Source organism: Micromonospora sp. WMMD730 (genome assembly GCF_049178955.1).
In the GTDB taxonomy this organism is placed as follows: Bacteria; Actinomycetota; Actinomycetes; order Mycobacteriales; family Micromonosporaceae; genus Micromonospora; species Micromonospora wenchangensis.
Genome location: NZ_JBMHML010000002.1, coordinates 918,328 through 940,602 on the forward strand (window position 1 = coordinate 918,328; position 22,275 = coordinate 940,602).

At 74.1% G+C, this 22,275-nt stretch carries 18 protein-coding genes and 2 pseudogenes; 12 read left to right on the top strand and 8 right to left on the bottom strand.

Translation table 11 applies throughout. From position 1 onward, the window contains the following. Nucleotides 1–88 precede the first annotated feature (88 nt). The 7 genes from lysX to ACN265_RS04270 all read left to right on the top strand — a co-directional run bounded on the left by lysX (nt 89) and on the right by ACN265_RS04270 (nt 9,708). Complete coding sequence (gene lysX / locus ACN265_RS04240) at nt 89–3,451, top strand: bifunctional lysylphosphatidylglycerol synthetase/lysine--tRNA ligase LysX (RefSeq protein ID WP_421406090.1); 3,363 nt, start codon at nt 89–91, stop codon at nt 3,449–3,451. Next, the gene (locus tag ACN265_RS04245; protein ID WP_421406091.1) at nt 3,448–4,152 is read left to right on the top strand and encodes a DUF998 domain-containing protein; all 705 of its coding nucleotides are present in this window, start codon (nt 3,448–3,450) and stop codon (nt 4,150–4,152) included. The genes lysX and ACN265_RS04245 overlap by 4 nt, the downstream gene beginning before the upstream one ends. A gap of 311 nt (nt 4,153–4,463) precedes the next feature. Next, the gene (locus ACN265_RS04250; protein ID WP_421406092.1) at nt 4,464–5,243 is read left to right on the top strand and encodes an alpha/beta fold hydrolase; all 780 of its coding nucleotides are present in this window, start codon (nt 4,464–4,466) and stop codon (nt 5,241–5,243) included. A 10-nt stretch (nt 5,244–5,253) separates the two neighbouring features. Continuing rightward, entirely contained in the window at nt 5,254–5,565 is a 312-nt protein-coding gene (locus tag ACN265_RS04255) for a DUF6412 domain-containing protein (RefSeq protein ID WP_357927874.1), read from the top strand. A 126-nt stretch (nt 5,566–5,691) separates the two neighbouring features. After that, nucleotides 5,692–6,423, top strand: coding sequence for a YidC/Oxa1 family membrane protein insertase (locus tag ACN265_RS04260; protein WP_357927876.1), 732 nt, complete (start codon nt 5,692–5,694; stop codon nt 6,421–6,423). A gap of 74 nt (nt 6,424–6,497) precedes the next feature. Beyond that, nucleotides 6,498–7,934: a carbohydrate-binding protein gene (locus ACN265_RS04265; protein ID WP_421406093.1), complete on the top strand. Its 1,437-nt coding sequence runs from the start codon at nt 6,498–6,500 to the stop codon at nt 7,932–7,934. 211 nt (nt 7,935–8,145) lie between these two features. Then, complete coding sequence (locus ACN265_RS04270; RefSeq protein ID WP_204926885.1) at nt 8,146–9,708, top strand: cellulose binding domain-containing protein; 1,563 nt, start codon at nt 8,146–8,148, stop codon at nt 9,706–9,708. A gap of 115 nt (nt 9,709–9,823) precedes the next feature. On the opposite strand, the gene ACN265_RS04275 is transcribed toward ACN265_RS04270, so the two are convergent. Beyond that, the gene (locus ACN265_RS04275) at nt 9,824–10,495 is read right to left on the bottom strand and encodes a DedA family protein (RefSeq protein WP_421406094.1); all 672 of its coding nucleotides are present in this window, start codon (nt 10,493–10,495) and stop codon (nt 9,824–9,826) included. A 157-nt stretch (nt 10,496–10,652) separates the two neighbouring features. Next, nucleotides 10,653–11,267 carry a DUF1349 domain-containing protein gene (locus tag ACN265_RS04280; protein WP_421406095.1) on the bottom strand — a complete coding sequence of 205 codons (615 nt, stop codon included), beginning with the start codon at nt 11,265–11,267 and terminating at the stop codon, nt 10,653–10,655. 112 nt (nt 11,268–11,379) lie between these two features. On the opposite strand from ACN265_RS04280, the gene ACN265_RS04285 reads away from it, so the two are divergent. Both ACN265_RS04285 and fabG read left to right on the top strand, forming a co-directional pair. Then, a complete protein-coding gene (locus ACN265_RS04285) occupies nt 11,380–13,032 on the top strand; it encodes an alpha-amylase family protein (RefSeq protein WP_421406096.1) in 1,653 nt (550 codons plus the stop codon). 98 nt (nt 13,033–13,130) lie between these two features. Next, a complete protein-coding gene (gene fabG / locus ACN265_RS04290; RefSeq protein ID WP_421406097.1) occupies nt 13,131–13,889 on the top strand; it encodes a 3-oxoacyl-ACP reductase FabG in 759 nt (252 codons plus the stop codon). Here the strand turns inward: fabG and ACN265_RS04295 are convergent. Together ACN265_RS04295 and ACN265_RS04300 are read right to left on the bottom strand one after the other, a co-directional pair. Then, nucleotides 13,862–14,342: pseudogene (locus tag ACN265_RS04295) on the bottom strand (hypothetical protein). The gene fabG and the pseudogene ACN265_RS04295 overlap by 28 nt on opposite strands. Beyond that, entirely contained in the window at nt 14,335–14,739 is a 405-nt protein-coding gene (locus ACN265_RS04300) for a hypothetical protein (RefSeq protein WP_421406099.1), read from the bottom strand. Before ACN265_RS04300 ends, ACN265_RS04295 begins: the two are co-directional and overlap by 8 nt. Before the next feature lie 203 nt (nt 14,740–14,942). Here ACN265_RS04300 and ACN265_RS04305 point away from each other — a divergent pair. Further along, a pseudogene (locus ACN265_RS04305) lies at nt 14,943–15,847 on the top strand (Gfo/Idh/MocA family protein). Nucleotides 15,848–16,553: 706 nt separating this feature from the next. Next, a complete protein-coding gene (erm, locus tag ACN265_RS04310) occupies nt 16,554–17,378 on the top strand; it encodes an ErmE/ErmH/ErmO/ErmR family 23S rRNA (adenine(2058)-N(6))-methyltransferase (protein WP_377682414.1) in 825 nt (274 codons plus the stop codon). Nucleotides 17,379–17,404: 26 nt separating this feature from the next. On the opposite strand, the gene ACN265_RS04315 is transcribed toward erm, so the two are convergent. Beyond that, complete coding sequence (locus ACN265_RS04315) at nt 17,405–17,596, bottom strand: DUF2795 domain-containing protein (RefSeq protein WP_145921481.1); 192 nt, start codon at nt 17,594–17,596, stop codon at nt 17,405–17,407. Between the two features lie 90 nt (nt 17,597–17,686). Between ACN265_RS04315 and ACN265_RS04320 the strand changes: the two genes are divergently transcribed. Beyond that, nucleotides 17,687–18,943: an erythromycin esterase family protein gene (locus tag ACN265_RS04320; RefSeq protein ID WP_204926900.1), complete on the top strand. Its 1,257-nt coding sequence runs from the start codon at nt 17,687–17,689 to the stop codon at nt 18,941–18,943. Between the two features lie 102 nt (nt 18,944–19,045). Here ACN265_RS04320 and ACN265_RS04325 read toward each other — a convergent pair whose 3' ends face one another. The 3 genes from ACN265_RS04325 to ACN265_RS04335 form a co-directional block, all read right to left on the bottom strand. Continuing rightward, entirely contained in the window at nt 19,046–21,241 is a 2,196-nt protein-coding gene (locus ACN265_RS04325; protein WP_357927890.1) for an MMPL family transporter, read from the bottom strand. Nucleotides 21,242–21,254: 13 nt separating this feature from the next. Further along, nucleotides 21,255–21,842, bottom strand: a complete 588-nt coding sequence (locus ACN265_RS04330) for a TetR/AcrR family transcriptional regulator (protein ID WP_204926902.1) — start codon at nt 21,840–21,842, stop codon at nt 21,255–21,257. Nucleotides 21,843–21,927: 85 nt separating this feature from the next. Continuing rightward, the gene (locus tag ACN265_RS04335; protein WP_232378396.1) at nt 21,928–22,260 is read right to left on the bottom strand and encodes a winged helix-turn-helix transcriptional regulator; all 333 of its coding nucleotides are present in this window, start codon (nt 22,258–22,260) and stop codon (nt 21,928–21,930) included. Nucleotides 22,261–22,275: the final 15 nt, after the last annotated feature.

Genomic DNA, 22,275 nt, shown 5'->3' on the forward strand with positions numbered 1-22,275 from the left:
TACCATGACCCGGTCCCGCCGACCGGTGCCGTGCCGCACCCCCGCCCCGACCTGGAGCGGGCCGGGGCGGGAACGTGAGGGAGGTCAGGTGACCCCGACGACGGTGCCCCAGTCGGCGCCCCCGGCCCCGGCGCGGCGGCCCGGCCACCCGCCCCGGCCGGCCGGGCGCGACTGGCGGCGGCAGGTGCCCCGGACGTTCGCGGCGCTGCTGTGGTTCATCGCCGCGATCTGCGCGCTGGCGGCGGTCAGCAGCGCGGCCAACGCCGAGTTCCAGCCGATCCGGACCACCATCGACACGCTGCTGGTGCCGGCCCCGGCCAACCTGGCGTACGCGGTGTTCCTCGGCACCCTCGCCGCGGCGGTGCTGCGCCACAAGCGGCTGGCGTACTGGGTGCTTGTCGTCTACTTCATCCTCAGCCTGGTCGTCGGCGTGCTGACCGGCCTGCTGCTGGTGACCGTCGGCGCGGACCAGCTCACCGACGACGCCGGCCGGCGGCTGTTCACCCTCGTCGAGACCGTCGGCGTCTGGGTGGGCATCGGCTTCGCCGTCGCCGCGCTCGCCCTGCTGCGAGCCGCCCGGCGGGAGTTCTACGCCCGGGTCCGCAGCGGCAGCACCCGGCGTGCCCTCGGGGTGTTCTTCGGCCTCGCCGCGGCGGCCGTCGGGCTGGGCTACCTGCTGCTCACCGCCGTGCCCGGCAGCCTGCACAGCTGGCTGGACCGCATCGGGTACGCCATCGAGAAGGTCTTCGGCGGCGCGATCACCCTGGACGTCACCCGGCAGGGCCAGGCCCCCGGCTGGGTCAACCTGCTGCTCGGCGGGATGGGCGCGGTCGCCTTCCTGGCCGGCCTGTTCACCCTGCTGCGCTCGCAGCGCGCCGCCGCCGTGCTGCACCCCGACGAGGAGCAGCGGATCCGGGAACTGCTGGCCCGCTACGGCGACCGGGACTCGCTCGGCTACTTCGCCACCCGGCGGGACAAGGCGGCGATCTTCTCGGCCAGCGGGAAGGCGGCGCTGACCTACCGGGTGGTCAACGGGGTGAGCCTGGCCAGCGGCGACCCGGTCGGCGACCCGGAGGCATGGGGCCCGGCGATCACCGCCTGGCTGGACCAGGCCCGGGAGTACGCCTGGACCCCGGCGGTGATGGGGGCCAGCGAGGCCGGCGCGCGGGCCTACCACCGGCACGGGCTGAAGGTGCTGCAACTGGGTGACGAGGCGATCCTGCTGGCCCGGGAGTTCGACCTGGGCGGGCGGGACATGCGCCCGGTCCGGCAGGCGGTGCACCGGGTCGAGCGGGCCGGCTACACCGCCGCCGTACGCCGGCACGCCGACATCCCGCCGGCCGAGTTGGCCGACCTCGCCGCCCTGGCCACCCGCTGGCGGGACACCGAGCACGAGCGTGGCTTCTCGATGGCGCTGGGCCGCCTCGGCGACCCGGCCGACGGTGACTGCGTGCTGGTCGAGGCCCGCGACGGCGACGGCCGGGTACGGGCGCTGCTGTCGCTGAGCCCGTGGGGTGGCAACGGGCTGTCGCTGGACCTGATGCGTCGGGACCGCACCGCCGAGAACGGGGTCACCGAGTTCATGGTGGCCGCGCTGCTCGGCACGGCCCCCCGGCTGGGCGTCGAGCGGGTGTCGCTGAACTTCGCCGTGTTCCGGTCGGTGTTCGAGCAGGGCGCCCGGATCGGCGCCGGCCCGGTGATCCGGCTGTGGCGGCGTACGCTGCTGTTCTTCTCCCGCTGGTGGCAGTTGGAGTCGCTGTACCTGTCCAACGCCAAGTACCAGCCGCACTGGACGCCCCGCTACCTGTGCTTCGGCGAGCGGCGGGAACTGGCCCGGGTCGGGTTGGCCGCCGCCGTCGCGGAGGGCTTCGTCGCGTTGCCCGGCGGCCGTCCGTCCCCGCTCTACGGTGCGCCGCCGGCCGGTGGCGCGGTGGGGTTCGTGCCGCCGGACGCGGCCACGGTGCACGCGGTCAGCCCGGAGCCGGCGCACGGGCAGCAGCCCGAGCAGGTGCGGGTCCGGCGGGCGAAGCTGGACCGGCTGCGGGCGCAGGGCGTCGATCCGTACCCGGTGGGGTGGCCGCGTACCGACGGGTGTGCGGCGGTGCGGGCGCGGCACGCCGGGCTGGCCCCGGACACCGGCACCGGGGAGACCGTCTCGGTGGCCGGGCGGGTGCTGCTGGTCCGCGACCACGGCCGGGTCTGCTTCGTCACCATCCGCGACGGCGGCGGCGACCTGCAACTGGTGCTGGAGAAGGAACTGGACCGGTGGCGGGCCACCGTCGACATCGGCGACCACGTCGGCGCTACCGGCGAGGTGTACGCCACCCGGCGCGGCGAGGTGTCGGTCCGGGTGGCCGACTGGCGGCTCACCGCCAAGTGCCTGCGTCCGCTGCCGGACAAGCACCACGGCCTGGCCGACCCGGAGGCGCGGGTGCGCCGCCGCTACCTCGACCTGGCGACCAGCCCACAGGCCCGGGACCTGCTGCGGGCCCGCAGCGCCACCCTCACCAGCCTGCGCCGGACCCTGGTGGACCGGGACTTCCTGGAGGTGGAGACGCCGATCCTGCAACGGGTGCACGGCGGGGCCAACGCCCGCCCGTTCGTCACCCACAGCAACGCCTACGACCTGCGGTTGACCCTGCGGATCGCCCCCGAGCTGTACCTCAAGCGGCTCGCCGTGGGCGGCGTCGAGCGGGTGTACGAGCTGGGCCGGGTGTTCCGCAACGAGGGCGTCGACTTCAGCCACAACCCGGAGTTCACCGTGCTGGAGGCGTACCAGGCGTACGCCGACTACCACGACATGCGGGAGCTGGCCCGGGAGTTGATCGTCGCGGCGGCGGTGGCGGTGCACGGGGCACCACTGGCCCGCCGACCGGGCACCGGTGAGCTGGTGGACATCGGCGGTCCGTGGCCGGTGCGCACGGTGCACGAGGCGGTCTCCGAGGCGCTGGGCGAGGAGGTGACCGTCGACACCGACGCCGCCGCCCTGCGCCGCCTCGCCGACGCGGCCCGGGTGCCGTACGACCCGGGCTGGCAGCGCGCCGAGCTGCTGCTGGAGCTGTACGAGCGGCTCGTCGAGGCGCGCACCGACGTGCCCACGTTCTACCTGGACTTCCCGACCGACGTCTCGCCGTTGACCCGGCAGCACCGGTCCGATCCCCGGTTGGCCGAGCGGTGGGACCTGGTGGCGTTCGGGATGGAGCTGGGCACCGCGTACTCGGAGCTGGTCGACCCGACCGAGCAGCGGCGACGGCTGACCGCCCAGTCGCTGAAGGCGGCCGGCGGTGACCCGGAGGCGATGGAGCTGGACGAGGACTTCCTCACCGCGCTGGAGTACGCGATGCCGCCGACCGGCGGCCTGGGGCTGGGGGTCGACCGGTTGGTGATGCTGCTGACCGGCCGGTCCATCCGGGAGACCCTGCCGTTCCCGATGGTCCGCGAGTCGTCGTGAACCGCCCGCACCGTGACCCGGATCCGGCGGCCCGCCGTGGGGGTGACGGGCACCGGGCCGCCCGGACCGGGGCGGCGGTGGCGCTGGCGCTGGCGGCGGTCTGTTACGCCTCCTGGCTGCTCGCCCCGGTGCTCAACCCGGGGCTGCTGCCGGTGGAGAGCTACCTGAGTGAGCTGGCCGCCCGGGACCAGCCGTACCACCTGGTCTTCCAGCTCGGCGACGTGACGACCGGGCTGTGCGCGACGCTGGCCGGGCTGCTGCTGGCCCGGCGGGCCCGGGAGATGCCCCGACCGGCCTGGTGGGGGCTGCTGGTGTTCGGCGTGGCCACCGCCGTCGACGGCGGGTTCACCTCGATGGACTGCGCCCCCTCGATCGATGACCGCTGCGCCCGGCTGGAGGAGCTGGGCGAGCTGTCCTGGCGGCACCAGGCGCACACGGTCACCTCGTCGCTGGCGGTGGCCGGCGCGCTGCTCAGCGCGGTGGCGGTCCTCGCCGTGCTGCGCGGCCCGGCCCCCCGCCGGGCGGGGCTTTCGGTGGCGGTGGTGCTGGCGCTCGGCACGGTCGGCACGCTGGTCGCCACCCTGCACCCCGAGTGGGGGCTGGGCCTGTGGCAGCGGGTCCAGCTCGCCGGGCTGTCCGGTTGGCTGCTGCTCACCGCCGCCGTCGCCCGGTGGGGCCCCGGCCCGGAGCGCCCCCGGTGACCGGCCCGACCACCCCCGACCGGCCTGCCCCCGACCGGCCTGCCCCCGACCGGCCTGCCCCCGACCGGCCTGCCCTCGACCGGCCTGCCCTCGACCGGCCTGCCCTCGACCGGCCTGCCCTCGACCGGCCTGCCCTCGACCGGCCTGCCCTCGACCGGCCTGCCCTCGACCGGCCTGCCCTCGACCGGCCTGCCCTCGACCGGCCTGCCCTCGACCGGCCTGCCCTCGACCGGCCTGCCCCCGACCGGCCTGCCCCCGACCGGCCTGCCGCCGACGACCCGGCGGCTACCGGTCGCGCCGCCGGACCGGGGGTGCTGCTCTGCCCGGGGATGGGGGAGGGGGCGGCGACCTGGGACCGGCTGGTGCCGCCGCTGACCGCCGCCGGGTACCTGGTGCGCCGGCTGGACCGGCCGGACGACACCCGGGTGCCCACCCTCACCGCCGAACTGGCCCGCGTCGACACGGCGCTGACCGGGCTGGACCGGCCGGTGCTGGTGGCGCACTCGGCGGCGGCGCTGCCCGCCGAGGCGTACGCCCGGCGGCATCCGGGGCGGCTCGCCGGGCTGGTGCTGGTGGACCCGAGCCTGGTGGACCCGGCCGGGGCGGCCCGGTGGCGGTGGTGGTCGGCGTGGACGGCCGGCACGGTGGCGGCCGGGGCGCCGGTGCTGGCCGGGGCGCTCGACCGGTCCGGTCTGGCCCGCCGGTACGGCCCGGGGGCGTGGCGTCGGGCGGTGCGCCGGATGAGCGTCCGCCCGCCCGACCCGGCCGCCGCGGCGGCGTACGGCTGCGGATCGGTGCTGGTCGGGGCGCTGGTGCAGTGGCTGGCGCACCCGGCGGTGGCGGCGGAGCTGGTGGCGTTGCGGGCGGTGACGGCGGCACCGACGCTGCCGGTGCGGGTGCTGACCGCGCTCGGCGACGTGCCCACCCCGGCCGGTCGGGCGGCGTGGCGGGCCGGACACGCCGCGCTGGCGGCGAGCTTCCCCGCCGGCCGGCAGGAGGTGTTCCGGGACGCCCGGCACCTGCTGCACGTGGACCGGCCGGAGACGGTGGTCGAGGCCGTCGCGGCCCTCCGACGTGACAGCGGGTCCTAGGCTGGCGGGCGTGTCGGGGCTGCGGGTGGTGACGGGTCTGTGGGCGTACGCGCTCGTCGGGCTGACCCTGCTCGCGGACCGGCCGGGTGACCTGCTGGCCGGTGCGGCGGTGGCGGCCGCGTTGCTGCTCGTCGCCCTGCTGGCGGCCCGTCCCCGGGCGGCGTCCGGCCCCGGCTTCGGGCGGCGGCGGGCGGTCGGGTTGCGCGAGCGGGCCCGGCGTCGACGAGTACCCCGGCAGGTCGATCCGGACGCGGCGGGCCGACCCCGCCCCCGGGCACCCGGGGGTCCCCTCCCGGTCGGCTGGTCCCCGGCCGCGGGCTGATCCCGCGCGCCGTCGACCCCGACCGGTTCCGTCGTCATTCGTCCCACGGTGGACCGCCGACCGCCCTGACGGGCGGCCGGTGAGCGTCCCGTGCGGACCTCCGGAATCGGACCGAGGGGTTCCCCCATGCTCGCCTTCTCACCTGTGCACGACGCGGCCACCGCCGCGGGTTCCGTCGTCGGCTGGCTCGCCGGGCTGCTGACGCCGCTGGCCGGCGGGGTCGCCACCGCCGCCGCGATCGTGTTGTTCACCATCGCCGTCAGGCTGTTGATCTCACCGCTCACCGTCGCCCAGGTCCGTGCGGAGCGGCGTCGCGCGGCGCTCGCCCCGCAGTTGCGCCAGCTCCAGCAGCGGTACGCGGACGATCCCGCGACGTTGCAGTCGGAGATGTTCGCGCTCTACCGCCGGGCCGGGGCGTCGCCGGTGGCGGGCTGCCTGCCGGCGCTGCTCCAGGCCCCGTTCTTCCTGGTCATGTACCGCCTGTTCGGCACCGGGGACGGTGCCGGCGGGCTGCTCGACGCGCGGCTGGCCGGGGTGCCGCTGGGTTGGCACCTGGGCGACGGGCTGACCCCGCCGGTGCTGCTGGTGTTCGGGGTGCTGCTGGCGGCCCTGGCCGGCCTGGCCACGGTGCTGTCCCGGCGGGCGGCGGCGTCGGCCGCCGTCCCGGCCGACCAGCCGGGGGCGGCGCTGCTGGCCCGGCTGCTGCCGCTGCTGCCGTACGGCACGGTGCTGCTGGCGTTGGTGGTGCCGCTGGCGGCGGTGCTCTACCTGGTCACCACCACCGCCTGGACGGTGGCCGAGCACGTGCTGCTGCGTCGACCGCGACCGGTGCCGGTCGGAGCCATCGACGAGCGTTGACAAGTGGTGGGCGGGAGCGTAGAAAACCGCTCAGAGAGCGCTCTCTTGCTCCCGTCCCCCAGAGAGGCATCCCGATGAACGCTGTCCCGGCGGCTCCGGTCGCCCCCACCGCCCCGCGCCGGTCCCGCCGCCGGCTCGCCCTGGCGGTCACGCTCGCCGCCGCCACCGCGCTGACCGGCGTCTCGGTCGCCGCGCAGGCCGCCGTCCCGACGCCGCCGTCGGGGTGGAGCCTGATGTGGAGCGACGACTTCACCGGCGCGGCCGGCACCCTGCCGTCCTCGGCCAACTGGATCGTGGACACCGGCACCAGCTACCCGGGCGGCCCGGCCAACTGGGGCACCGGCGAGATCCAGACGTACACCGGCAGCACCGCCAACCTGGCCCACGACGGGTCCGGCAATCTGCGGATCACCCCGCTGCGCGATTCCGGTGGCCGGTGGACCTCGGCCCGGATCGAGACCGTGCGCACCGACTTCAAGCCCCCGTCGGGCGGGGTGCTGGCGATCGAGGGACGGATCCAGATGCCCAACGTCACCGGCGCGCAGGCGGCCGGCTACTGGCCGGCGTTCTGGGCGCTCGGCGCGCCCTACCGGGGCAACTACCAGAACTGGCCGGGCATCGGCGAGATCGACGTGATGGAGAACGTCAACGGGCTCAACCAGGTCTGGGGCGCGCTGCACTGCGGGGTGGCCCCCGGCGGCCCGTGCAACGAGTTCAGCGGGCTGGGCGCGACCCGGGTCTGCCCCGGCAGCGCCTGTCAGGCAGCCTTCCACACCTACCGCACCGAGTGGGACACCTCGGTCAGCCCGCAGCAGCTGCGCTGGTACGTCGACGGGCAGTTGTTCCACACCGTCACCCAGACCCAGGTCGGGGCCAGCTACTGGGCGCAGATGACCGGCCACGGCGGCTACTTCCTGCTGCTCAACGTGGCGATGGGCGGCTCCTTCCCAGACGGGGTGGCCGGTGCCGTCACGCCGACCGGCTCGACCGTCTCCGGTCGGCCGATGCTCGTCGACTACGTGGCGGTCTACCGCCGGGGTGGTGGCTCCACCCCGACGCCGACCCCCACCACGCCGGGCCCGACCACGCCGCCGCCGTCGGGCACCATGGACGCGTACTCGACGATCCAGGCCGAGGCGTTCTCCGGGCAGAACGGGGTGGCCGTCGAGACCTGTGCCGAGGGTGGGCAGAACATCGCCGCCCTGCGCAACGGTGACTGGGCCCGCTACGACAACGTGGACTTCGGCGGCAGCGGCCCCCGCGACTTCCTGGCCCGGGTGGCCTCCGGCGCGGCGGGCGGGGTGAGCGGTCTGGTCGAGGTGCGGGTGGACAGCCCGACCGCCACCCCGATCGGCAGCTTCGCCGTCGCCAACACCGGCGGCTGGCAGAGCTGGCGGTCGGTGCCGGGCAACGTGTCGGCGGTGACCGGGCGGCACACCGTCTACCTCACCTTCAGCAGCGGTCAGCCGTCCGACTTCGTCAACGTCAACTGGTTCACCTTCCGCCGCTGACCGGGCCGCGAGGGGGTTCGCGCCACACCGGCGCGGACCCCCTCGTCGGTAGGCTCTGGACATTAACAGTTAAGAGTCTTAATAATAGGCGCGGACGTGGACGACCGTGGATGTCGTCCCGGCGGTCCCACCCCCGGACCGTGTCCACCGGCCCGCTCACCGGGCCGGTCGCACCCCTGACGCCCCCGCCCCGGTCCACTGGAGGCCACCCGTGAGACTCCGCACCCCCCGCGCGGCCACCCTCGCCGTCGCACTCGCCGCCGCCCTGGTCACCGGCACGCTCGTGGCCCCGCCGGCCGCGTCCGCCGCCACCGCCGCCTTCGTCCGCACCGCCAGCTGGGGCAGCGGGTACGAGGCCAAGTTCACCGTCACCAACGACACCTCGACCGCGATCAGCTCGTGGACCGTCGCGTTCGACCTGCCCTCGGGCAGCACCGTCGGCTCGTTCTGGGACGCCCGGCTGAGCAGCTCCGGCCAGCGGGTCACCGCCCTCAACCAGAGCTGGAACGGCAGCCTCGCCCCCGGCGCCAGCACCACCTTCGGCTTCGTCGTCGCCGGCACCGGCGACCCGACGAACTGCACGGTCAACGGCGGGGCCTGCACCGGCGGCGGCCCCGGCAACCCGACCGGCCCGGCCACCCCGGGCGGGCTGCGGGTCACCGGCACCACCGCCTCGTCGGCGACGCTGGCCTGGAACGCCGTCTCCGGCACGGTCACCGGCTACCGGATCTACGAGGGCGGCACGGTGAAGGCCACCGTCACCGGCACCTCGACCACCGTCTCCGGGCTGGCCGCCTGCTCCACCCACAGCTGGACCGTCACGGCGTACAACTCCGCAGGGGAGTCGGCGAAGTCGGCAGCGGTGTCGGCCACCACCACCGGTTGCACCGGCGGCAACGGCACGATGGCCGCCGCCCCCTACCTCTACCCCGGCTGGGGCGACCCGCCCGCGCCGGCGACGGTGATGGGGGCGACCGGGGTGAAGTGGTTCACCATCGCGTTCGTGCTCTCCGGCGGTGGCTGCACCCCGGCCTGGGACGGCTCCGGGCCACTCACCGGGGGCGCGCACGCCAACACCATCGCCGCGATCCGGGCGGCCGGTGGCGACGTCATCCCGTCGTTCGGCGGCTGGAGCGGCAACAAGCTCGGCCCGAACTGCGCGTCGGCCAGCGCCCTCGCCGGGGCGTACCAGCAGGTGATCAACGCGTACGGGTTGAAGGCGATCGACATCGACATCGAGAACAGCGACGAGTTCGAGAACGAGGTGGTGCAGGACCGCATCCTCGGCGCGTTGAAGATCGTCAAGCAGAACAACCCGGGGATCAAGACGATCGTCACCTTCGGCACCTCGACCACCGGGCCGTCGTACTACGGCACCCGGCTGATCAACCAGGCCGCCGCGCTCGGCGCGAACATCGACACCTTCACCATCATGCCGTTCGACTTCGGCGGCGGGGCGAACATGTACCAGAACACCGTCAACGCCGCCGAGGGGCTGAAGACCACGCTGAAGTCGGCGTTCGGCTGGTCCGACGCCACCGCGTACGCGCACATGGGCATCAGCGGCATGAACGGTCTGTCCGACCAGCGGGAGCTGACCTCGCCGGCCACCTGGACGCAGATCCGGGACTGGGCCAAGGCGCGGGGGCTGTCCCGGTTCACCTTCTGGTCGGTCAACCGGGACCGCGCCTGCCCGGACGGGGGAGTGGTCGCCAACTGCTCCGGCATCGCCCAGAACCTCTGGGAGTTCACCTCGATCACCGCGAGGTTCTGAACACCGCCCGGTGGGGCCGGCCGGTCCGACGGTCCGGCTCCACCGGCGGGGCGGCTGCCCGGCCGGCCGGGCGGTCTCCAGGCCTCGCGGCGCCTCGGGCGGGGCGGTGGCCCGGTCAGTGGTCGGCGGTCACCGACCGTCGGTCGTCCCGGTCACGCCGGGAGCGGATCTTCTTGCCCGCCCAGCTCACGAGCATGACGGCGAAGACCGCGAAGATGGCGTAGTTGAACCAGTCGCTGTACTTCTCCACGTCCTGCCAGCGCGAGCCCAGCGTGTAGCCGAGGCCGACGACCAGCGCGTTCCACACCCCGCTGCCCAGCGTGGTGAGCAGCACGAACTCGCCCATCGGCATCCGGTTCGCGCCGGCCGGGACGGAGACCAGGCTGCGTACCACCGGCACCAGCCGGCCGATCAGCACCGCCCACCGGCCGTGCCGCTCGAACCAGCGGTCGGCCTTCTCCAGGTCGTCCCGGTCGACCAGCGGGATGCGGTCCAGCCAGTGCTTGAGCCGTTCCTCGCCGATCGCCGCGCCGAGCCAGTAGAGCACCAGCGCGCCGACCAGCGAACCGACAGTCGCGGCGACGATGATCAGCACCAGGCTGAACCGGCCCTCGGCGGCGAGGTAGCCGGCCATCGCCAGCACGATCTCGCTCGGGATCGGCGGGATGATGCTCTCCACCGCCACCAGGAAGGCGACGCCGACCGCGCCGAGGGAGTCGATGACGCTCGCCACCCATCCGGTCAGCCCGGTGAACTGGTTCGGGTCGACGTTCTCGGCGAGAGCCATGGGCGTCCTTCCAGCGGGCCGGCGGGATCGGACAGTGGTACCCAGCCGGCCACCACTTACACCCTGCGGTGAGTGAGCCCACCCCGTCCGGGCCCGGCCGGGCGCTGCGACCTGCGCCGTCGTGCCGACCGGGCGGCCCCGCCGGCTGAGCCGGGGATCAGTCCGAGGGGTGCAGTCCCCGGTCCGCCGGCCCCTGCCGCCAGCCGGTGAACCGGACGGTCAGCCCGCCCCGGGTGGGCGCACAGCAGAACGGCCCGGCCAGCGCCACCGCGTCCGGGGCGAGCGGGGCGAGCCGCACCAGCCGCCACGGCTCGTCGGCGACCCGCGCCCGGACCGTCAGCGCGTCGCCGGCGCGGCTGGCCCGTACGGTCACCTCCCGGCCCTGCCAGTCCGGCACCGGGGCCACCGACCAGTCGGAGAACTCCCGGGTCACCACCGCGCCGACCTGTGGCAGGCCGTCGCTGACCTCCACGCCGGCCTTGATCCAGTTCCGCTCGTCCACCCGGACCAGCACCCCGGCCTGGTCGAACTGCTCCGTGTAGTCGAGCAGGAAGTCCACCTCGACCGCGCCGCCGGCCGGCAGCGGGGCGAGCAGCGCCGGCCCGTCGTCGTGGACGAAGCCGTAGCTGGTGTGCCGCCACAGGTCGCTGTTGGCGGCCGGCTCCACCAGCAGCGCGCCGTCACCGGCCCGGTCCACCCGTACCGGTGGGTGCAGCCACCGGCCCTCGTCCCAGTCGAGCGTGCGGGAGCCGTCCGTCGGATGCGCAGCCATGCCCGGACCGTACCCCGCACCGGCCCGCCCCGGGTCGGTGCGGCGGTCGCCGACGGACAGTGGAGCGGGCTTCGCGTTTGCGGCGTCGGCGCACCGGAGACATTAGGCCGGCATGGGTGACAGGTGGTATTCCGAGGCCGTCGTCTACTGCCTCGACGTCGACACGTACGCGGACTCCGACGGTGACGGGGTCGGTGACTTCCGGGGCCTGATCGGCCGGCTCGACTACCTGGCGCGGCTGGGGGTGACCTGCCTCTGGCTCAACCCGATCCATCCCTCGCCCAACCAGGACGACGGATACGACGCGACCGACTTCTACAACGTCGACCCGCGCCTGGGGACCCTCGGCGACTTCGCCGAGCTGCTGCACCAGGCGCAGAACCGGGGCATCCGGGTCATCATCGACCTGGTGGTCAACCACACCTCCGACCAGCACCCGTGGTTCCAATCCGCCCGGTCCTCGCCCGACTCGCCGTACCGTGACTGGTACGTCTGGGCCGACCACGAGCCGGCGGACCGGCACCAGGGCATGGTGTTCCCAGGCGAGCAGCACGAGACCTGGAGCTACGACCGGACCGCCAAGGCGTGGTACTACCACCGCTTCTACAAGTTCCAGCCGGATCTCAACATCGAGAACCCCAGGGTCCGCGCCGAGATCAAGAAGATCACCTCGTTCTGGCTCCAACTCGGCGTCTCCGGTTTCCGGATGGACGCCGTGCCGTTCATCATCGAGCAGACCGAGCCGGGCAACCCGGACGCGCCGAAGGACTTCGACTTCCTCACCGACCTACGCCAGCACGTGCAGTGGCGACGTGGCGACGCGGTGCTGCTGGCCGAGGCGAACGTCGAACCCGACCAGCTCCCGGTCTACTTCGGCGACGGCAGCGGCTCGGGCAACCGCATCCACATGCTCTTCGACTTCATGCTCAACGGCCGGCTGATGCTCGCCCTCGCCCGGGAGGACCCGGAGACGATCATCGACGCGCTGCGGGACACCCCGAAGCTGCCCACCGGCGGCCAGTGGGCGACCTTCCTGCGTAACCACGACGAGATCGACCTGTCCCGGCTCACCGCCGACCAGCGCAACGACGTGCTGGCGAAGTTCGGGCCGGACGAGAACATGCAGCTCTACGGCCGGGGCATCCGGCGGCGGCTCGCCCCGATGCTCGGCAACGACCGCCGGCACATCGAGCTGGCGTACGCGCTCCAGTTCTCGTTGCGCGGCACGCCGGTGCTGCGCTACGGCGAGGAGATCGGGATGGGGGAGAACCTCGCGCTGGACGGGCGGGACGCGATCCGTACCCCGATGCAGTGGTCGTACAAGGAGAACGGCGGTTTCTCCACGGCGGACCCGGAGAAGCTGATCCGCCCGGTGATCGACAAGGGTGACTTCGGCTACCAGCAGGTCAACGTCACCGCCCAACGGGGCGACTCGACGTCGCTGCTGGCCTGGTTCGAGCGGATGATCCGGACGCTGCGGGAGGCCCCGGAGATCGGCTCCGGCTCGACCACGCACATCGACGTACCGATGCCGGCCGGGGTGCTCGCGCACCGCGCCGACGGCACCACCGGCACCATGGTCTTCCTGCACAACCTCGGCACCGAGGACGTGGAGGTGGACCTGAGCACCCTGGCCGCCGAGGCGGACCTGCCGATAGACGTCCTCACCGACCGGGGGTACGGCGACGTGGGCAAGCTGGACAGCCTGAAGCTGGGCGGGCACGGCTACCGCTGGATCCGGCTCTGCCGCTCCACCACCTACTGACCGGCGCGTCCGTCGACGTCCCTGCCCGGCAGGGACGTCGACGGACATCGGGGCGGGTACGCTCCTCCGATCGAGCCAGAAGTTACCGGGAGGTAGTCATGTCGGAGGAGTCCCGCGTCGCCATCGTCACCGGAGCCGCGCGCGGTATCGGCGCGGCCACCGCCCGGCGGCTGGCCGCCGACGGGATGGCCGTCGCCGTGGTCGACATCGACGAGGCGGCGACCGGGCCGACCGTGGACGCGATCACCGCCGCCGGTGGCCGGGCCCTCGGCGTCGGCGCGGACGTCGCCGACCGGGAGCAGGTCGAGGCCGCCGTCGACCGGGTCGCCACCGAACTGGGCGGGCCGACCGTGCTGGTCAACAACGCCGGGGTGCTGCGGGACAACCTGCTGTTCAAGATGACCGACGCCGACTGGGACACCGTGCTGGGGGTGCACCTGCGCGGCGCGTTCCTGTTCAGCCAGGCCGCCCAGCGGCACATGGTCGAGCGGAAGTACGGCCGGATCGTCAACCTGTCCAGCACCTCGGCGCTGGGCAACCGGGGCCAGGCCAACTACGCGGCGGCCAAGGCCGGCCTGCAGGGCTTCACCAAGACCCTCGCCATCGAGCTGGGGCCGTTCGGGGTGACGGTCAACGCGGTCGCCCCCGGCTTCATCGTCACCGACATGACGGCCGCCACCGCCGCCCGGATGAAGGTCGACTTCGACGACCTCCAGAAGCACGCCGCCGCCGAGATCCCGGTCCGCCGTCCGGGTCGGCCGGAGGACGTCGCGCACACCATCTCGTTCCTGGTCAGCGAGGGCGCGTCCTTCGTCTCCGGCCAGGTCATCTATGTCGCGGGCGGCCCGAAGGACTGACCGGGGCCGGGGCACCCGCGTCGGGAGCCGGCGTCAGGCGTCGGCGGCGGTGCGGGTGCGCCACAGCCAGAGCAGGCCCAGCACGGGCAGCACCAGCGGGATGTAGCCGTACCCGCTGCCGAAGCCGGACCAGACCGTCTCGTCGGGGAACAGCTCGGGGTCGACCAGGCTGAGCACGCCGACCCCGACCACCCCGACCAGCTCCACCGAGCAGCAGGCCAGCGCGACCCGCCGGCCGGCGTGCCCGGCGCGGGCCAGCCCGACCGCCGCCACGATGTAGATCAGCGCGGCCACCGCCGAGAGCAGGTACGCCACCGGCGCCTCGTCGAACTTCGTGGCGATCTGGAGCGCGGCCCGGGAGGTGGCGGCGATGGCGAACAGGATGTAGACGGCGATCAGCAGTCGTCCCGGCCCCGCGTTGGTGGCGCGCCGCGCCGTCCGGGTGTCAGCCACCGACGACCTCCCAGGTCTGTTGCAGCCGGACCACGACCACCGGCAGGACCAGGCAGACCGCGCAGACGATCGCCGACCCCCACCGGGTCGGTTCCATCCGGGCCAGCACCCAGGCCAGCGGGGGCAGGCAGACCAGCGTCACCAGGTAGCCGAAGAACGCGCCCGGCTCGCCCGCCCGCTCACCCCCGACGACGGCGACCAGGGCCAGCACGGTCAGCGCGAGCAGCGCCACCTCCAGCAGGCCCAGCCCGACCGACTGCACCAGGTCCGGCGGGCGGTGCCGGACCGCCGCCACCAGCGCCCACAACGCGAGTATGAGCGACAGCCCGATCGTCACGGTGGCGAGCACCCCGTCCACCGGCGAACCGGCCGACGCCGCGCCGGTCATCGCCGCCATCCGATCGGTGTCTCGGTCACCGGCACAGCCTACTAACCGGCGTAGTAATCACCGTCGTCCCGGTCCCGGGTCGGCGGCCCGGGTCTCCGGGCGGCGGCCCGCCGGTGCGGGTAGGTGGCCCTCGGCTGCGGAAACAGGGGCGGGTGACTAGCGTGGATCACGGCCGCGACGGGCGTGGCCGACGACGAGACCGGGGGTACCCCGTGCTGCGGTTCGGCCTGTTCGGCACCGGTCACTGGGCGGCGCGCACGCACGCCGCCGGGCTGGACGCCCATCCCCGCGCCGAACTGGTGGGGGTCTGGGGACGCAACCCCGAACGGGCCGCCGCGCTGGCCACCCGGCACGGCGTCCCGGCCTTCGACGACGTCGACGCGCTGCTCGACGCCTGCGACGCGGTGGCCGTGGCGCTGCCCCCGGACGTGCAGGCCGGATCGCCGTCCGGGCCGCCACCGCCGGCCGGCACCTGCTGCTGGACAAGCCCCTCGCGCTGAGCCTCGACGAGGCCGACGGGGTGGTCGCCGCCGCGCGGTCCGCCGGGGTGGCCTCGGTGGTCTTCTTCACCCAACGCTTCCACCCCAACGTCGACGGCTTCCTCACCGCCACCGCCGCGGCCGGCGGCTGGCAGCACGCCCGGGTCACCCAGTTCGCCTCGATCTACGCCCCCGGCAGCCCGTACGGCGGCTCCCGGTGGCGGCGGGAGCAGGGCGCGCTGTGGGACATCGGCCCGCACGCGCTGTCGATCGTGCTGCCGGTGCTCGGCCGGGTCACCCGGGTCGCCGCGATGGACGGCCCCGGCGGGCTGGTGCACCTGCTGCTCACCCACGACGGGGGTGCGACAAGTGCGCTGTCGCTGACCCTGGACGCCCCGTCGACTGCGGTGACCCGGGACGTCGTCTTCTACGGCGACAACGGCGTCGAGGCCGTACCGCCGGGCGACGGCAACGCGCTGACCGCGTTCGGCACGGCCGTCGACCAACTGCTGGGGCAGGTCGACTCGGGTGACCGGGACCACCGGTGTGACGTCCGGTTCGGCCGGGAGGTGGTGGCGGTCCTGGCGGCTGCGGAGACCGCCCGCGCCGAGGCCCGCACGGTCGACCTCCAGCCCTGACCCCTGCCCCTTGCCGCCCCCCGGCGGCATGACGGTGGGCGGGCGAGAGTTGTCCTGTCGAGGTGACCATGGGTCACTGGTTGCCGACACCGGTATCGCGCGCCGACGGAACGGCTGCTCCCGACCCGCTCACCCGGCCAGGTGTGCGGGCCACTCGGGGCGCGGCGGGGGCTGGCCGGATCGGCGGCCGGCGGGGTCGTGGTGGAACGCCGGAAAAACGCGTTGCGCACCGTGGGGTGTGCGCTAGCGTGGCCGCCATGTGTATGCACGCCCTGATCACCGTGGCCGTCACGTCGGCCGCGCGGGGCCCCCTCCTGGTGGCCCGCCCGCGAGTCCGGCGTCCGGCCCTGGCCGGCCGGGACGCCCACCGCGCCTGACCCGAAGCACCATCCCGGCCTGACCGCCACCGTGGTCTGACCGTCACTGGGGCCTGACCGCCTCCGTTGTCTGACCGCCTCCGTGGTCTGACCGCCATCGTGGCCGGTCACGGTCCGCGTCGCCCGTCCGACCCGCCCGGTCCTACCGGCGACGTCGGCCCCGACCGCGCCCGGTGGCCGTCGGGCCGGGCCACCGGCTGCGCTCTCTTCGCGTCGCGTCCCCGCCGATCTCTCCAGGGCCGTCCGAGTCCCGATCCACTCGGACAGGCCCGGCAGCGTGCTGTGCCTGTCCGTACCGTCGCCGAGCGGCGACAGACAGGACGAGCCCCGTGGCGCCCCGCCCCGACCGCACCACCGCACGCGACCGGTCCCGTCGCGTACTGTCCCAGAACTTCCTCGCCGACCCGGCCGCCGTGACCCGGATGGTCCGGGCGGCCCGGAGCGGCCCGGACGACCTGCTGCTGGAGGTGGGTGCCGGCCGTGGCCAGCTCACCCGGCCACTGGCGCAGCGGTGCGGCCGGCTGATCGCCTACGAGGTCGACCCGGCCGTCATCCCCGCCCTGGCGGCGGTGTGCGCGACGCTGCCGCACGTGCGGCACCGGCAGGCCGACTTCCTGACCGCCGCGCCACCCGACGAACCGTTCGCCGTCGTCGGCAACGTTCCCTGGTCGCTGACCGCCGCGGTGGTCCGCTGGTGCCTCGCCGCGCCCCGGTTGCGCGCGGCCACCCTGCTCACCCAGTGGGAGTACGCCCGCAAGCGGACCGGTGACCTCGGCCGGTGGAGCCGGCTGACCGTGCTGACCTGGCCGGAGTACCACTGGCGGCTGTCCGGCCGGGTGGCCCGCACCGCGTTCCGCCCGGTGCCCGCCGTCGACGGGGGCATCCTGCGGATCGAACGCCGGCCGGCGGCGCTGCTGGACCCGGCCGGGCTGCCCGCGTACCGGAAGATGGTGGAGCTGGGGTTCGGCGGGGCGGGCGGGTCGCTCGCGGCCTCGCTGCGCGCGGCGCATCCGGGCCGGCGGGTGGACGGCGCGCTGCGGGCGGCGCGGCTCGACCCGGCGACCCCGGTCGGCCTGGTCTGGCCGGAACAGTGGCTGGTGCTGTTCCGGTTGCTGCACGCTCCCACGGGCCGCGCCGGTGGCCGGCGGTGGTGACCGGTCGGTGGGGCCAGGCGGACGGCTCAGGCGAGCGTGCCGAGGGCCTCGTTCAGCTCGGCCGGGTCGTCGAACTGCCCGGCGGGCAGCGCCCGCAGCATCTGGAGCAGTTCGGTGCTGGCGCCGTTCTCCTGACCCCAGCGGACCAGGTCCTCGCGGGAGACCGGGTAGTCGAGCCCGGCCAGGTACTCCTGCAACTGCATCCCGGTGACGGTCATGCCGCCGGCTACCCGTTCCACCCGCCGGCACACCGCCCACCGCGCACCGGCCGGCGGTTTGTCGGCCGACCCTGCCGGGTAGCCCCGCCCATGCTGGTACAGCGGCTCGGTACGCCGAGCGACTTCGACCCGCTGCTGGAGCGCGCCCGGGACGCCCGGGTGGTGATGATCGGCGAGGCGACGCACGGCAGTCACGACTACTACCGGTTGCGTGAGCAGCTCACCCGACGGCTCATCGCCGAGCAGGGGTTCGACTTCGTGGCGGTGGAGGGCGACTGGCCGGACTGCGACCGGGTGCACCGCTCGGTGGTGGGCGCGCCCGGCGGCGCGCAGGACCCGCGTACCGCGCTGGGCCGGTTCACCCGCTGGCCGACCTGGATGTGGGCCAACGCCGAGGTGGACCGGTTCTGCCGCTGGCTGCGGGCGTGGAACCTGGAGCGCCCGGAGCGGGAGCGGGCCGGTTTCCACGGGCTAGACGTCTACAGCCTGTGGGAGTCCATGCAGGCCATCTTCGACTACCTGGGCGAGGAGGACCCGAAGTCGATGGAGGCGGCGCAGGACGCCTACCGGTGCTTCGAGCCGTACGGCCGCCGGGTCGAGGAGTACGGCGCGGCCAGCCGGTTCGTCTCGGCCCGCTGCGAGGAGGAGGTGATCCGGCTGTTGGCGCGTACCCGGGCACACGTCGCCTCGGACGGCCCGGACGCCTTCGCGGCCTGGCAGAACGCGGAGGTGGTGGCCGGCGCGGAGCGGTACTACCGGGCGATGGTGCACGGCGGGCCGGATTCCTGGAACGTGCGCGACATCCACATGGCCGACACCCTGGACCGGCTGCTCACCCGGTACGGCCCGGGGTCACGGGGGATCGTCTGGGCGCACAACACCCACATCGGGGACGCCCGCGCCACCGACATGGCCGGCGACGGGATGGTCAACATCGGTCAGCTCGCCCGGGAACGCCTCGGCCGGGACGCGGTGACGCTGATCGGCTTCGGCGGCTACCGGGGCACCGTGGTCGCCGCCCCGCACTGGGGTTCACCGGCCGAGGTGATGGCGGTGCCGCCGGCCCGGGAGGGCTCGGTGGAGTGGCGGCTGCACGAGTTGCTGCCGGAGCGGGCGGTGCTCGTCTTCGGTGGCCCCGACCAGCCCGACTGGGTCACCGGCACCGTCGAGCACCGGGCCATCGGGGTGGTCTACGACCCGACCTTCGAGCGCTGGGGCAACTACGTGCCGAGCCGGCTGGCCGACCGCTACGACGCCCTCGTCTGGTGCGACGAGTCCACCGCCCTGCACCCCCTACCCACCCACACCACCACCGGCGAACTGGAAACCTACCCCGCCGGCGTCTGACCCCGTCCCTCCCGTCTCCTGCGTGGATCATGGAGTTGTGGTGCCCGGTCCGGGGGTGTTCCTCCTGTTCCGTCCGGCACCACAACTCCATGATCGGCAGGGTCAGGCGTTGACCGGCTCCTTGTCGAGGTGGGCGCGGAGGCCTTCGCCCTCGATGTCGACGTTGGGCAGGGCCCGGTCGAGCCAGCGGGGGAGCCACCACGCCCTGGCGTTCAGCAGGGACATCACGGCGGGGACGATGGTCATCCGCACCACGAAGGCGTCGATGGCGACCCCGACGGCGAGCGCGAAGCCCATCGACTTGATCACCGGGTCGTCGAGGAAGACGAAGCCGCCGAAGACCGACATCATGATCAGCGCGGCTGCGGTGACCACCCGGGCCCCGTGCCCCATCCCGTTGATGGTGGCCTGCCGGGCCGTGTCCCCGTGCACGAAGTCCTCCCGCATCCGGGAGACCAGGAAGACCTCGTAGTCCATGGCCAGGCCGAACAGGATGCCGATCAGCAGGATCGGCAGGAAGCTGATCAGCGGGGCCGGGCTGTCCAGGCCGACCAGGCTGGCGAGGTGACCCTGCTGGAACACCGCGACGGTGATACCGAAGGTGGCGGCCACCGTGAGCAGGAAGCCCAGCGCGGCCTTCACCGGCACCAGGATCGACCGGAAGACCAGCATCAGTAGCAGGATCGACAGCCCCACCACGAGCAGCAGGTAGACCGGCATCGCGTCGGACAGCTTCTCGGACACGTCGATGCCGATCGCGGTGACGCCGGTCAGCAGCACCTCGGCGTTGCCGATCGAGCCCACCCGGTCCCGGATGTCGTGCACCAGCGTCTCGGTGGCCGCGTCGGTCGGCCCGCTCTTCGGGATCACCCCGATCAGCGCGGTCCGCCCGGAGGGGTCGAGCTGCGGCGGGGCCACCGCCAACACCCCGTCCGTACGCTGGACCAGCGCGGCGACCTGCGGCACGGCCGCGGCGGTGTCCTGCGGGGAGTCCGAGGTGACCACCACGGCGAGCCGGCCGGTGAAGCCCGGACCGAAGCCCTCCCGGATCAGGTCGGCGCTGGTGCGGGCCGGACTGCCCACCGGGGCGGTGCTGGCGTCCGGCAGGGCGATCCGCATGTCCTGCGCCGGCAGGGCGAGCAGCCCGAGACCGAGCAGGCCGACCAGGATCACCGGGATGCGCAGCCGGGTCACCCACTGCGCCCAGCGGAACCCGAAGCCGGAACGGTCCTCGGCGGCCGGCACGGCGTCGACGGCGTCGGTGGCCTCGGCCGCCGGGGTGACGTTGCGCAGCTTGCGGGGCAGCACCCGGCGGCCGGCGAAGCCGAGCAGCGCCGGGGCGAGGGTGATCGCCACCAGCACCGCCACGCTGACCGTGCCGGCGGCGGCCAGACCCATCACGGTGAGGAACGGGATACCGACCACGGCGAGGCCGGCGAGCGCGATGACCACGGTGGCGCCGGCGAAGAGCACGGCGGAACCGGCGGTGCCGACGGCCCGGCCGACCGCCTCCTCCGGGGTGAGCCCTTCGAGCAGGTGCTGCCGGTGCCGGGAGGTGATGAACAGCGAGTAGTCGATGCCGACCGCCAGGCCGAGCATCAGGGCCAGGATGGGCGCGGTGCTGGTCAGCTCGACCACGCTGCTGAGCGCGAACAGGCCGGCCATGCCGACCCCGACGCCGATCAGCGCGTTCAGCATGGTCATCCCGGCCGCGACCAGCGACCCGAACGTGATGATCAGGACGATCGCGGCGACGAGCACGCCGAGCGCCTCGGTCGACCCGACCTCCGGCTCCGCGTTGAGCACCTCACCGCCGGGGGCGATCTGCCACCCCTGGGCCTCGGCCTGCGCGCCGACCTTCTCGTACGCCGCCCGCTGGTCGTCGGTGACGTCGTCCGCGCCGGTGGCGAACTGCACCTGGATCAGCGCGTAGCGGCCGTTGGGGGTGATCGCCTGGGACTGGTACGGGTCGACCGCGCCGATGACGCCGGGCAGGGTGGCCGCCTCCTGGACGACCCCCTTCACCACGGCCTGCCCGTCCGGGGTGGTCAACTGGCCGTCGGCGGGTGCCTTCACCGCGATGGTGCCGGTGGCGCCGCTGGCTGCCGGGAACCGCTCGGCGAGCAGGTCCAACGCCTGCTGCGACTCGGTGCCGGGCATGGTGAAGTTGCTGGCCGTCGGGCCCTTCAGGGTGGCGGCGGCGATGCCGAGGCCGACGAGTACGACGAGCCATACGGCGACGACGAGTCGCCGGCGGCGCAACGATGCCCGGCCTAGCCGGTACAGCAGGGTCGCCATCAGATCCTTGTCCTCAATCCTGGTGTTGGTGGTCGAGAGGTGGCCGTGGTGGCGGCGGTGTGGGGGTGACGAGCACCCGCTGGGCGACGGCCAGCAGGGCGGGACGCAGTTCCTCGTCGGAGATGTCGGCGAACGCGCCGCACCCCTCGGCGATGCCGGCGAGCAGCACCAGCGCGGCGACCCGCGCGTCCTGCCCGCCGTCGGGGCCGGTCATCGCCTCGATCAGCCGCTCGGAGATCCGCTGGATGTGGGCGAAGGCCGGTTGGGCGAGCAGTTCCGGGAACTCCCCGCGCAGCAGCGCGATCTCACCCCGGAACCGCACCGCGAGGTCGACGAAGCCCTCCGCCGCCACGCGTTGCGCGGCCGCGCCGGTCAGCGCCGAGATCCGCTCGTCCAGCTCACAGAGGACCGCGATCGGTCCTGCCATCAGCTCGGCGAGCAGGGCTTCCTTGCCCGCGAAGTGGTAGAGCACCGCCGCCTTGGAACAGCCCACCTCGCGGGCGATGTCCTGCAACGAGGTGCCCTTGTAGCCGGTCACCGCGAACCGCCGGGCCGCTGCGGCGAGGATCTCGCCGTGCGTGCGGGGGGTACGTCGGATCATGCGTTCCAGCATGCCTGACCGATCGGTCAGACCCTGACCGATCGGTCAGAGCAAGTCGGTGGCGTTCGCCACAGCGCGGTGTCGCTCACCCCCGGCCGTGCTCCCGGTCGTACGCCGCCCGCGCCTCGCTGATCGCCGCCCGGTGCCGGTCCGCCCAGGCGGTCAGCGCCCGCAGCGGCTCGTACAGCTCCAACGCCATCGGGGTGGCCCGGTACTCGACCCTCGGCGGCACGCCCGGATGCACCCGACGGTGCAACAGGCCATCCCGTTCCAGGTTACGCAGGGTCAACGTGAGCATCCGGCGGCTGATCCCCTCGACCTGCCGGGTCAACTCCGAGAAGCGGACCGGGCCGGGGGAGGCGGCCAGCAGGATGCCGATCGCCCACTTGCCGCCCACCCGGTCCAGCGCCTCCCGCAGGGTGCAGTCGCCGTC

Excerpts from the sequence above, each read along its gene's own strand:
- ACN265_RS04300 (WP_421406099.1), bottom strand. The coding sequence starts at position 14,739 with ATGGCGGCGATGACCGGCGCGGCGTCGGCCGGTTCGCCGGTGGACGGG.
- ACN265_RS04275 (WP_421406094.1), bottom strand. The coding sequence starts at position 10,495 with ATGGCTCTCGCCGAGAACGTCGACCCGAACCAGTTCACCGGGCTGACC.
- ACN265_RS04265 (WP_421406093.1), top strand. The coding sequence starts at position 6,498 with ATGAACGCTGTCCCGGCGGCTCCGGTCGCCCCCACCGCCCCGCGCCGG.
- ACN265_RS04315 (WP_145921481.1), bottom strand. The coding sequence starts at position 17,596 with ATGACCGTCACCGGGATGCAGTTGCAGGAGTACCTGGCCGGGCTCGAC.
- fabG (WP_421406097.1), top strand. The coding sequence starts at position 13,131 with ATGTCGGAGGAGTCCCGCGTCGCCATCGTCACCGGAGCCGCGCGCGGT.
- ACN265_RS04260 (WP_357927876.1), top strand. The coding sequence starts at position 5,692 with ATGCTCGCCTTCTCACCTGTGCACGACGCGGCCACCGCCGCGGGTTCC.
- ACN265_RS04320 (WP_204926900.1), top strand. The coding sequence starts at position 17,687 with ATGCTGGTACAGCGGCTCGGTACGCCGAGCGACTTCGACCCGCTGCTG.
- ACN265_RS04285 (WP_421406096.1), top strand. The coding sequence starts at position 11,380 with ATGGGTGACAGGTGGTATTCCGAGGCCGTCGTCTACTGCCTCGACGTC.
- ACN265_RS04330 (WP_204926902.1), bottom strand. The coding sequence starts at position 21,842 with ATGATCCGACGTACCCCCCGCACGCACGGCGAGATCCTCGCCGCAGCG.
- ACN265_RS04280 (WP_421406095.1), bottom strand. The coding sequence starts at position 11,267 with ATGGCTGCGCATCCGACGGACGGCTCCCGCACGCTCGACTGGGACGAG.
- ACN265_RS04325 (WP_357927890.1), bottom strand. The coding sequence starts at position 21,241 with ATGGCGACCCTGCTGTACCGGCTAGGCCGGGCATCGTTGCGCCGCCGG.